Raw genomic sequence first — 12,044 nt, forward strand, 5'->3', positions numbered from 1 at the left:
GCAGCAATGAAAAACCCGCTGAACCGGTGACGGTCAGCGGGTTTTTTGTTGGGTTGAATATCAAGGGGATTAAATAGATCTGTCCCCTTATTTGGTCCTTATTTGGTCATTTGCTATTTGCTTGCTCTTATTTGCATATTTATTCGCAATCAAATGGATCCGTTGCGTTTTACAAACTCATTCGTTGCACCTGAATATGCGTTGTGTACCAGTCATTGCCGGTTCCTGAAGCCTCATTGTTAATGTAATACATCGTCATCACGGGAGATGTCGCGATGAACGTGAGTTGCATCGATATCAACTGATGGATAACGGAAAGGTAGTAATTGGGAGAACGGTCTCCCGCGCTGTTTCCCAGCTGAAGTTGAGGGTGAACGTACGGTGTATTTGAGCGGAAGACGCCCGACGACAGTAGGTAGGTGGCGCCTGGGGTCAGGTTGTTGAAAGTCCTCTGCAAAACTACCCCGCTTGAATTGTTGGTATAGGTGTAATTATGCAGGTGGTAATAGTTTTGCGCAGGATAAGCTTTCCAGGAAAAATCGTCGTGCCTGCCTGCACCACCCCATGTCCATCCGCCCATATCCTGGTGGGCAAATTGTGCGATATGAAGGGACAGCCCTTCCAATACGATGACGACGCGTGTCGAGGACTTATTGCTGCCATCAATGGTACGAACCGTGATGGTATGGGTGGTGGGAATGAAGACCCGAGCGGGAACGGTCCATACGTTGTTGGAATTGACCGGGTACTGACCGATCGGAACGTTGTTGATAAGCACCTCTACCGACTGGCCCGTCGGCCCCGTACCGGTGATGCCGAGGCTTCGGTAGTAGGTCTGGCCTCGGTCGGGTACAACCCCGCCGCCGGAGGTCACCGAGGTGATAGTGGGCGTGGCAGTCACGTTAAGGACGGTGAGGTCCAGTACACGTGATTCCTGTTGGGCAGCACCGCGAATCAACAGGTAGGTGATCCTGACAACCTGCCCCAGATTGGCATTGATAAAGGCCAGGCTCAGCGGGAAATCCGCTTGACCGGCAGCGTTCAAGGGCAGGGGGGCGAAGGTGGGAGAGCCGTCACCGGCGCTACCGCGCACAACCAATTGCACCTGATCGCCCGGGGTGAAGCCTGGCACGGTCACCCGACCCACGGCCCCTTGCGGGTTGTCCTTCGGATCCAGCACGCCGTTGGGTGCGACCAGCACAATAGGGGGGGGCAAATCCGGCATGCCTTGGCCGATGACGCGGGCCGTGGCGATTCTCGAGTTGGCAATCGCTACCCCGCTTCTGGATTGCACATAACTGCCGGTCACCAAGCGCCCGGAGATCACCAGGTTGTTGGGTACCTCCAACGCAAGCGGGTTGGGTTGCCCGAACTGCCCGGTAATCGTCCCGTCCACAAAGAAATCAGGACTGGGTGGGCTGCTGTACCTGGCCCTGATGGTGTCGCCGATAGCAAATTGTGGCGCAAAGGTTCTGACCAGCATGCTCAGGTTGTTACTGCCCAACTGCTCCAGATCAATGATGGCCGAGTCAGTATCGTTCGGGTTATCGAAGAAAATCGGAGCAGGACGACGCACCCCGGCGAGATCGACATCAATCACCACGGGCACCGAGAACGGGTCGGACGGGTCTGCACCGTTGGTGATCTGGTCATGAACGGTGTAGGTGAAAGTGAACTGCGGACTGTCGCCAGCCTGTTGAAACTGCTGCGCTGTCAACGTGCGCACGATGCAGATTGGCGCAATACCTCCGAACTGCGGTGCCTCCCTCGGCAGGACGGTGAAGCGAACGGTGAGGCTTCCCATGCGCAACTCGACGACATCGTGCGCCCGGCAGTAGGGATAGCAAAAGCTAACCTCGACACCCAGTGCTGCACGCGCGGCGTCCAGGCCATTGTCGAGTATGTCTTGCGGCAACTTCAGTTGCAGTTCCGAGTGCCCAGGGATGGAATTGATGTCCCTGTTCCCGGGGCGGATGGCGTTGTACAGGACGTCCAGCAGTGGGGTGGACCTTTGGGTATTGTTACTGACCCGGCTGACCGTGGCCTCCAGTGTGTTCACGGCGTTCGGGTTGAGTAGCCCGTTGGGGATTGTCATCGAGTGCCGGGCATTCTCTGTCCCGGGTCGAACGATCTCCGTGTCGACGATGTTCCCATTGAGCAGGAGGTCGATGACATCGAACGCCGCCGCGCCAACGAAGGAATCAATAATGACGTCGGCCCCGTTGGGGAAGTTGTTATCGTAAATCGCTAGCGCGACCCCGCAGTCGGCGCCCACCACCGGCTCAGTCCTGCCCAGGATGATCGGCGGGATAATCTTCAGGACGCTGTTTTCAGGAGCCGCAAGGATACCGCCAACCGCCTCCTGATTCTGTGTCTCATTCGAGGCGCTGATCCTGCGCGTGTTACCGACAATGAGAATTTCCTTGGACGGTAATTGCTGCTTGCCGCCCTGGGCGTCGGTGCGGGTAAAAAATATTCGGGCGCTCCCCCCGGCGAGCGTCTGGATCACCGCATTGGCAATGGTGAAATCCAGCGTCGTTTGGGATTTCAGGGTTTGCACCTCGGTGAGCGACGTGGGCATACCCGTGCGGTCCAGCCCCATCCAGAACAATGTCAGTACGTCGCCGGGTCTAAAGGCCCGGGTGTCGAGGCTGACGATGACCGATTGGCTCCCCAACTGGCTCAAATAGAGGGTGTTCTGCTCACCAATGCCCGTCACCGTCGGCGGTATTGGCGCAGCAGAGCCGGTCTGGATCATCACCGAAACACTCAATGAATGATCGGTGGCGCGATTGCCGACTTCGTCGCGGATTGTGTAGTACAGAACGACTCCGCCATCGCCATTGCTGCCCACCAGATCCCTGGACAGGGTAAACGTCAGGGACTGCCCGACCTCGGTGGCTGTTACGGTGTGGGGCAAGGCCGAGTTGCCGACGATCAGCGTTACCACATCGTTTTGGCGCATGTCGTCATAGGGCGCGACATAAACCGTTTCATCCTGTTGGCCGTTCAGGGTGGTTGAGGTAAGCAGCGGCGGGGCCAACAGGTAGTGCCCCGCAGCGTCCGGTTGCGGATCGATGCCACCGGGCAACAGGGTTTTGATCAGTACTTTCAAGGGGGCTGACACTTCAACGTTTACCCTGTAAGTCAGGGTGATAAATCCTTCCGGTATCAACTTCGCCGGGATGTATTGGCTGATGGGCCGGCCGCCGCAATCGTTCTCGACCGGCCACACCAGAACCAGCCGGTTATCGATGTACACCAACACGTTATCGCCCGGGTTGAGGGCATAGGACTGGATGACAATCTTTAGACCTTGCGCTCCGATCAAGGCTCGATTGACACCAACGTCGGCTTCTTCGACCAGCGTAATCGCGCCGGGAATTTCAAGTGCTGGGCGAGTAAGGCCTGCGACCGCCGGGGCTTGAGGAGTTTCGGACCGGTTGTCAATGCTCATGGAAGTCTCCGGCGGATGGCGATATTGGTTTGTTTGCTCTTCGTTGATTGAATACTCAGCTCTGGTGACCGACAACTGTCAGAACTAACAGGTAAAGGGATGCTTCCGATGAGTGGTTTGCCTTTCTCCCGACAGGAACGGTAAAGGCGCTGGGGCGACCGCTCGGCAATCTTCATCAAACTGTCACGCAACTGTGGCAGCGCGCTTGAACAAACTTCATCAGACTCGCGCTCTACTGGGGTTCTGCGTTTCGGTGTTTTTTCATGCGTGTATTTCTTTTTCTGGCGGCGCTGCTTTTCAGCCTGGCGTCCTTTGCGGCATCGCGTTGCGATGTCAATGTCCCGACTGAACATGTCGATCTGGACCAGGTCAGCCTGGCGTACCAGAGCATCGGTCGTGCCTCCGATCCGGCATTGCTGCTGGTGATGGGGTTGGGTGGGCAACTGATCCACTGGCCGGATGAGGTGGTGGTTGCGCTGTGTCAGCAGGGCTTTCGGGTGATTCGTTATGACAATCGCGATGTCGGGTTGTCGACCTGGCGCCAGACCCCGGCCAACGCCAACCTGACCTTCGAAGTGCTGCGCTACAAACTGGGCTTGCCGGTCTCGGCGCCATACACATTGACGGACATGGCCGAGGACGCGCTGGGCCTGATGGATGCCTTGCACGTCGAGCAATTCCACGTGCTGGGCGCGAGCATGGGCGGGATGATCGCCCAGCATATGGCGGCGATGGCACCGCAACGGGTCGAGAGCCTGACACTGATCATGACCAGCTCGGGCGCTGAAGGCTTGCCGGCGCCGAGCGCGGCGCTGGTGCAGTTGTTGTCGCGCCGGGGGGCGCCGAATCGCGAGGTGGCGCTGGAGCAACAGGCCGATTTACTTGCGGCCCTGAGCAGTCCGTCGGTGAGTGATGATCGGCAGGAGTTGTTGCAGCAAGCGGCGGCCTCGTACGACCGGGCATTCAACCCCGAAGGCGTGAAGCGCCAGATCATGGCGATCCTCGCCGAGCCGAGCCGGGTGGCGTTGCTCAACCAATTGCGGGTGCCGACGCTGGTGGTGCACGGCACGGCGGATCCGCTGTTGCCGGTGATGCACGGCGTACACCTGGCGGCGCATATCCGGGGCAGTCAGTTGAAACTGATTCCGGGGATGGCCCATCGTTTCCAGGAAGCATTCAAGGCGCCATTACTGGCGGCGGTGTTGCCGTACTTGCAGACCCACCGCGAAGACACCTCGCATTGGGCGCAGATTGAACCGGTGGCGACGCCGAACCTCCTGTAATCCCCCATTCCCCGTAGGAGCGAAGCTTGCTCGCGAAAGCGGTGTGTCAGCCAATATCAATGTTGAATGTGATGGCCCCTTCGCGAGCAAGCTTCGCTCCTACAGGGGGAGGGCTGCGGTCCTGGGGCAGTCGGGTGTATCGTTGAGGTTTTCCGGTGCGATGCAACCTGCGAGGTACGCGATGAGTAACTCCCTGAAAATCGATTTTGTCAGCGACGTGTCCTGCCCCTGGTGCGTCGTCGGTTTGTACGGCCTGACCCAAGCGTTGGACTTGCTCGGTGACGAGGTGCAGGCCGAGATCCGCTTCCAGCCCTTCGAGCTGAACCCGAACATGGGTCCCGACGGCCAGAACATCACCGAACACATCAGCGAAAAGTACGGCTCGACCCCCGAGCAATCGCAGAAAAACCGCGAGATGATCCGCGCCCGTGGCGCCGAGGTCGGGTTTGCCTTTCGCACCGACGGCAGCAGCCGCATCTACAACACCTTCGACGCCCATCGGCTGCTTTACTGGGCGGGGCTGGAAGGGTTGCAGTTCAATCTGAAAGAGGCGTTGTTCAAGGCGTATTTCACCGACGGCGGTAACCCGTCCGATCACCCGCAATTGGCGCAGATCGCTGAAAGTGTGGGGCTGGATCGGCAGCGGGCCGAGGCGATCCTGGCGTCCGACGAGTACGTCAAAGAGGTGCGCGAAGAGGAGCAGTTGTGGCTATCGCGGGGTGTGAGTTCGGTGCCGACGGTGGTGTTCAACGGGCAATATGCGGTCAGTGGCGGGCAGCCGGTGGAGACCTTTGTCGGGGCGATCCGGCAGATCATGAGTGAGGCGAAGGGCGGCACCGTCAACAACTGACCCCGTCCCCCTGATCGTGTGATCGTTCCCACGCTCTGCGTGGGAATGCCTCAAGGGCTGCATTCCCACGCGGAGCGTGGGAACGATCAGCGGGGCCTAACGGACGATTTTGTCCACATGAATCCCCAATTTCTTCAGCCGGTACCAGAAGCTGCGCTCGGAAATTCCGATCAGTTGCGCCGCCGCGGCTTGCACGCCGTTGCTCTGTTGCAGGGCTGCCAGGATGTAGCTTTTCTCCACTTGCGCCAGCGCTGCTTCGAGGTCCGCCGGTACGCCGTTGTTCTCAATCAGCACGCCACTGTCACTCGGCCGTGAGGCAAACAGATAAGCCGGCAGATCATCCTCTTCAATCACCGACCCGCTCGCGACAATCGTCGCGCGCTCCACGCAATTCTGCAGTTCGCGAATATTCCCCGGCCACGAGTAATTAGCCATCGCCTGCAACGCCGCCGCGCTGAAACCACTGAAGCGTTTACCCGCCGCAGCACCCAGCGTATGCGCGAAATGCCGGGCCAGCGGGGCGATGTCTTCGACCCGTTCGCGCAGGGCCGGCAGCGGGATCGGGAACACGTTGAGGCGGTAATACAAGTCTTCGCGAAACTCCTTGTTGGCGACCGCGTCCAGCAGGTTCTTGTTGGTGGCGGCGATCACCCGCACATCAACCTTGCGCTCGCGCGGATCGCCCACCGGTTCGATCACCCGTTCCTGCAAGGCGCGGAGGATTTTCGCCTGCAACGCCAAGGGCATTTCGCCGATCTCATCGAGAAACAACGTGCCCTTGTCCGCCTGCTGGAAACGCCCGATCCGATCCGCCACGGCGCCGGTAAACGCGCCTTTGCGATGGCCGAACATTTCGCTTTCCAGCAAGCCTTCGGGGATCGCCGCACAGTTGACCGCCACGAACGGTTTGTCAGCGCGATTGCCATGTTTGTGGATCGCTCGGGCGACCATTTCCTTGCCGGTGCCGCTTTCGCCGGTCAGCAGAATCGTCGCGTTGCTTTCCCGCACCGAATCGATCGCTTGCAGCACCCGACGGAAACTCGGGCTGTCGCCCACCAGGCTGTCGATCTGCTGGTGTTCGTCGAGTTCGGCGCGCATGCGCTGGTTGTCTTTGAGGATGTCGCGAAATTGCAGGGCCTTGCTGACGGTGATGTCCAGTTCGTCGATGTCGAACGGCTTGGCGATGTAGTCGAAGGCGCCGTTGCGCATCGACTGCACGGCGTTTTTCACGGTGCTGTAGGCGGTCATCACGATCACCGGCAGCTGCGGAAAACGGCTTTTGATTTCTGCCAGCAACTGCGGGCCGTCCATGCCGGGCATGCGCCAGTCGCTGATCACCAGATCGATGTCCTCGCACTCCAGCACTTTGAGCGCGTGCAGGCCGTTGCCGGCGGTGAACACGGTGATTTCGTTCTGACTCAGGGCCGAGGCCAGCAGGTCGCAGAGCTTGGGCTCGTCATCGACCACCAGTACGTTATGTGTCATCGCTCGCCTCGTCGAAGTCGTCGCCATGGGCCGGAATGTACAGGCTGAAGGTCGCCCCGGCATCTTTTTCACAGGTGCATTCGATGTGCCCGCCATGGTTTTCCATGATCGAAAACACCTTGGCCAGGCCCAGGCCGGTGCCCGAAGCCTTGGTGGTCACAAACGGCGTGAAGATCCGTTCGAGCATGTCCGGTTCGATGCCCTGGCCGGTGTCCGCCACGCGGAGGATGGTGTGGCTGGTATCACGGCTGATCGTGAGGGTCAGCCGTCCGCCGTCGGGCATGGCGTCGATGGCATTGACGATCAGGTTCAGCCCGGCCTGCTTGAGCTGGCGCGCATCGGCATACAGGGTTGCGCCCGGGGCCTGATCGTCAATCAACACCTCGATATTGTGGCTCGTCAGTTCCGGGGCACAGAACCCTACCAACTCATCCACCAACGGCCGCGCGGCTTGGGTGGTGCGCAGCGGCGCGCTGGGTTTGGCGAAGTCGAGGAAATCGGTAATCAGGTCGTTGATCCGACTGACTTCGCTGACCACATACTCGAGGTGACGCTTGTCGGTCTCGGGCAAATCGGCGCGCCGGTGCAGCAGTTGCGTGGCAGTTTTGATGATGCCCAACGGGTTGCGGATTTCATGGGCCAGGCCCATGGCGACTTCGCCCAGCGCGTGCAATCGGTCGCGGCGGCGCAGCTGCGATTCCAAGTGCTGCAACTCGCCGAGGCGCTCGCTCATGTGGTTGAAGGTGCTGCTCAGTTCGGCCAGTTCATCGCCGCCGGTCACCGGTAAACGCTGGCGATAATCCCCGGCAATCACCGCTTGTACGCCGTTGGACAGCCCGCGCAATGGCTTGGTCAGACGCTGGGACACCAGCCAGCCAACCGCCAGGGACGCCGCCGAACTGAGCAGGAAGATCAGGATGAACAGGTTACTTTGGTTTACCAGCCCCACGAGGCTGGTATGGCGCAGCAAACCGCTGAAAATCACGCCTTGCAGGTCGCCGTTTTCGTTGAGAATCGGCCGGTAGATACCACTGTAGCGACTGGTGAATTGTTCGGTCGGCAGCTTGGTGGTGCGCAGGACCTGTTCGATGTTCTCCGGCACGGCCGCCGGGTGATCCTCGAAACGTTGACTGGAAAAGATCTCGGAAAAGTCATCGCCCTTGGCCAGGTACAAGCGCAAATCCAGCGAGTGCACATCGGAGACACTGGTCAGGAAGCTGTTGTCGAGATAAGTGGCAATCACCAGTTTGTAATCGACGCCGTCCTGCTCTGTCTCAAAGGTCGAGACCACGGTGCCGGTCGCCACGCCGCCGATCTGCAAGGTTTGCAACACGGCTTTGGGCGCGGTGCTGATCTGGCGCACGATGTCATCGGCGGCGGTGCTGAACACCACTTTGTGATCGCTGTCGCGCACCAGGGCGACGACGTCGATGCCCATGGAATCGGCGATGTCGGTGGTCAACCGGTCGTGGCGCACCGACAACTTATCAACAGGCGGGCGGGTATAACGCAGGAACAGCTGCGCGGCCCGGGCGTTGTCCCGCAGGATTTCGCTGATCTCGTCCTCGACGATCTTGGTCGATTCCTGCAGCCAGATGCGCACGTTGCTGTCGAAAATCTGCGACAGCGTGGTGGCCGCCAGCTCGGCGGCGATCATGGTCGGGATCACGCTGACCAGCCAGAAGGCCAGCACCAGTTTGCGTTGCAGGCTCCAGCCGGAGAGGGCGAAGGGTCGGGCGTTGGCGGGTCGTTTGGTCATCGGGTTTCGCTTGTCGAAAGCCATGGCAGGATCAATTGTGTTGCCTGGTTCAATACAGTAGCCGACATTGCCCCGCCAGTGGCGACCCGTCTGCAACCGGGGTCGCCATCGGCTCAGGCCAGCTGCCGATACTCCCGGCGCAGCGGTTGTGGCACGGAACGTTGCTGGATGAAGCGCTGATGGATGAAGTCCACGCTCAGTTCAATTACCCGGTGGTATTGCAGGTCGACGGTGATCATGTGATAGCAGTCGTCCAGCAACACCTTGACCACCGGCCCGCCGAGTTTGCGCTCGACGTAATCGGCGTTCCAGCGGCTGGTGATGTCGTCTTCCAGAGAGTGCAGGACCAGCGTTGGCGTGGTGATCTCGGGCATGCGTTTTTTCACCTCGGCGTTGAGCCGATGCAGTTCGCGTACAGTCACGCCTTCCATGGTCAGCAAACCGGCCGCGCTACTTTCGCCGGCCTTCATCTGGCGTTCGACGATGCTGCGCAGGCGTTCATTCTTGATGCCATAGGGCGGCTTTTCTTCGAAGCTGCACAGGTGCACGCCGAACGGGATTCGCATCAGCAACGGCGTGAGGAACGCCAGTTTGTTGATGCTCCAGCCGTCGTAGCGCAGGGTCGTGGAGTACAGCAGCAAGCCTTCGATCTGCCCCGGATGTTCGGCCGCCAAATACATCGACAGCACCGCGCCCATGGACAAGCCACCGACGAAAACGCGCTCGTGCTTGCGCCGCACGCCGACGAAGGTGTTGCGCGCGCTTTCGTACCAGTCGCGCCAGCCAGTGGCTTGCAGCTCGGCGTTGCCCCCGCAGTGCCCGGCCAGGGTCGGCACGTAAACCGTGTGCCCGGCTTTCGCCAGGCCCATGGCCACCCGACGCAACTCCGTCGGGGTGCCGGTGAGGCCGTGGATCAACACCACCGCGACCTCGCCCGAGCCGAGAACGAAACCGGCGCTGCCTTCGCCCATGTCGATCTCTACGTCATTCATCTTTTCATGGCCCGATGCAGCAGACGGTCGAGCAGGGCGATACCGAGGTCGATTTCCGGGTAGCTGATTTCCAGCGACGGCGCGAGGGTGATCACGTTCTTGTAGTAGCCGCCCACGTCGAGGATCAGGCCCAGGCGTTTGCCGTCGATTTCGATGTCGCCCTTCATGCCTTCGTCGACCATGAAGTCGAGGGTGGCCTTGTCCGGGGTGAAGCCGTCCGGGCCGCAGATTTCGCAGCGCAGGGCCAGGCCCATGCCATCGACGTCGCCGATGATCGGGTAGCGTTTTTGCAGGTCTTTCAGGCCTTCGAGGAAGTATTTGCCCTTGGCCATGACCATCGCGCCGTAATCGACTTCGCTGGTCATCTTGAACATTTCCAGGCCCACCGCCGTGCCCAATGGGTTGGAGGCGAAGGTCGAGTGAGTCGAACCCGGCGGGAAGATTTTCGGGTTGATCAGCTCTTCCTTGGCCCAGATGCCGCCCAACGGGTTGAGGCCGTTGGTCAGCGCTTTACCGAAGACGATGACGTCCGGTTTGACGTCGAAGTGTTCGATCGACCACAGCTTGCCGGTGCGCCAGAAGCCCATCTGGATTTCATCGACCACCATCAGGATGCCGTGCTGATCCAGCACATGCTTGAGTTCGCTGTAGAAGTTCATCGGCGGAATCACGTAGCCGCCGGTGCCCTGGATCGGCTCGACGTAGAACGCGGCGTATTCGCACTGGTTGGTTTTCGGATCCCAGACACCGTTGTATTCGGTCTCGAACAGGCGAGCGAAATTCTTCACGCACTCGCTGCCGTATTCTTCCTTGGTCATGCCTTTCGGGCCGCGGAAATGGTACGGGAACGGGATGAAATTGGCGCGTTCGCCGAAGTGGCCGTAGCGGCGACGATAGCGGAAGCTGGAGGTGATCGACGAGGCGCCGAGGGTGCGGCCGTGGTAGCCGCCTTCGAAGGCGAACATCAGGCTCTTGCCGTTGGTGGCGTTGCGCACCACTTTGAGCGAGTCCTCGATGGACTGCGAACCGCCGACGTTGAAATGCACGCGACCGTCGAGGCCGAATTTCTTCTTGGCATCGACCGCGATCATTTCCGAGAGCTCGATCTTGCCTTTGTGCAGGTATTGGCTGGCGATCTGCGGCAGGGTGTCGATCTGCTGTTTCAGCGCGTTGTTCAGGCGCGGGTTGGCGTAACCGAAGTTGACCGCCGAGTACCACATTTGCAGGTCGAGGTAGGCCTGGTCTTCGGTGTCCCACACGTAGGAGCCTTCGCAGCGGCTGAAGATGCGCGGCGGGTCGATGTAGTGAACGGTGTCGCCGTAGGAGCAGTATTTGGCTTCTTTATCCAGAAGGATCTGGTCTTCGGCGGTCGCGATTCGAATATCAGACATGATGGAAGAGTTCCTGTGTTTCGACGTTGAAAGGGCTGGTGTTGGCGGCGCTGGCGGCGGGCAATCTGGCCAGCAGGGCCGGGAGTTCGGCGAAACTGTCGAAGCGCGCATAGGCGATGCCGTTGCGCTCGCAGTGCTCGGCCAGGCGATCTTTGGCGAACACGAAATCGGCGGTGGACGCCACGCACATGTCCGACTGGCCATCGCCGATCACCAGCACCCGTTTGCTCTTGGGTGTGGACTTGCATTTGCAGTTGCCGGACGCGGCGCGGCAGGCGTCGCTGGAATACGGGAAGTCGATGCGCCAGCTGTCGTGGCCGAGTTGGCGCAAGCGGTTGGCGAGGATCGGCAGCAGGCTGACGTAGTTGCGCGCAAGGATTCGTGCGATGCCTTGCTCGATGCCATCGCTGACCACTTCCAGGGAGGCACCGAGGCCGATCACGTGGTCGACGAAGTCGGGGAAGTCCGGGTCGATGTCGATCGTGTCGAAGAACGCGAGCAGTTCGCTCGGCGTGGCCTTGACCAGCGAGAGCTGGCGGCTGAGGCATTCACGGGAACCGATGTCGCCTTGCAGCCACTCGTTTTCGATCGCTTCCCAGCTCGGGTCGGCGAAGCGCTGGAGGATGCTGTCGATCACGTCGGTGCGGGTGATGGTCCCGTCGAAATCACACACGATGTGCCAGTCATTCATCTGTTGTACCTATTGGGCATGACGCGCTGTCTGCGCTTGCCAAAGGGGTAGAGCAGGGACTGTGCCAATCGGATTCGGCCCCGTATCTACGGGGTTTTGCCAGGTGCATGTGTCGGCGAAGCTACAATTTTTGTAG

8 protein-coding genes are annotated in these 12,044 nt (G+C 60.0%); 2 read left to right on the forward strand and 6 right to left on the reverse strand.

The genetic code is table 11. From position 1 onward, the window contains the following. Nucleotides 1-169 precede the first annotated feature (169 nt). Nucleotides 170-3,457, reverse strand: a complete 3,288-nt coding sequence (locus HKK53_RS27085) for a hypothetical protein (RefSeq protein WP_169373291.1) — start codon at nucleotides 3,455-3,457, stop codon at nucleotides 170-172. A gap of 263 nt (nucleotides 3,458-3,720) precedes the next feature. Here HKK53_RS27085 and HKK53_RS27090 point away from each other — a divergent pair, with 263 nt between their 5' ends. Beyond that, complete coding sequence (locus tag HKK53_RS27090) at nucleotides 3,721-4,740, forward strand: alpha/beta fold hydrolase (protein WP_169373292.1); 1,020 nt, start codon at nucleotides 3,721-3,723, stop codon at nucleotides 4,738-4,740. A 181-nt stretch (nucleotides 4,741-4,921) separates the two neighbouring features. Beyond that, entirely contained in the window at nucleotides 4,922-5,590 is a 669-nt protein-coding gene (locus tag HKK53_RS27095) for a DsbA family oxidoreductase (protein WP_169373293.1), read from the forward strand. A 96-nt stretch (nucleotides 5,591-5,686) separates the two neighbouring features. On the opposite strand, the gene HKK53_RS27100 is transcribed toward HKK53_RS27095, so the two are convergent. From HKK53_RS27100 to HKK53_RS27120, 5 genes are all read right to left on the reverse strand, one after another. Further along, on the reverse strand, nucleotides 5,687-7,075 hold the full coding sequence (locus HKK53_RS27100; protein ID WP_169373294.1) for a sigma-54-dependent transcriptional regulator: 1,389 nt from the start codon (nucleotides 7,073-7,075) through the stop codon (nucleotides 5,687-5,689). Next, nucleotides 7,065-8,834, reverse strand: a complete 1,770-nt coding sequence (locus HKK53_RS27105) for a sensor histidine kinase (RefSeq protein ID WP_169373295.1) — start codon at nucleotides 8,832-8,834, stop codon at nucleotides 7,065-7,067. The genes HKK53_RS27100 and HKK53_RS27105 overlap by 11 nt, the downstream gene beginning before the upstream one ends. A gap of 113 nt (nucleotides 8,835-8,947) precedes the next feature. Continuing rightward, complete coding sequence (locus HKK53_RS27110) at nucleotides 8,948-9,826, reverse strand: alpha/beta hydrolase (protein ID WP_169373296.1); 879 nt, start codon at nucleotides 9,824-9,826, stop codon at nucleotides 8,948-8,950. Further along, a complete protein-coding gene (locus HKK53_RS27115) occupies nucleotides 9,823-11,217 on the reverse strand; it encodes an aspartate aminotransferase family protein (RefSeq protein WP_169373297.1) in 1,395 nt (464 codons plus the stop codon). Before HKK53_RS27115 ends, HKK53_RS27110 begins: the two co-directional genes overlap by 4 nt. Continuing rightward, nucleotides 11,210-11,908 carry an HAD-IB family phosphatase gene (locus HKK53_RS27120; protein ID WP_169373298.1) on the reverse strand — a complete coding sequence of 233 codons (699 nt, stop codon included), beginning with the start codon at nucleotides 11,906-11,908 and terminating at the stop codon, nucleotides 11,210-11,212. Before HKK53_RS27120 ends, HKK53_RS27115 begins: the two co-directional genes overlap by 8 nt. Between the last annotated feature and the right edge of the window lie 136 nt (nucleotides 11,909-12,044).

Origin of the sequence: Pseudomonas sp. ADAK7 (assembly GCF_012935675.1) — a bacterium.
GTDB lineage: Bacteria > Pseudomonadota > Gammaproteobacteria > Pseudomonadales > Pseudomonadaceae > Aquipseudomonas.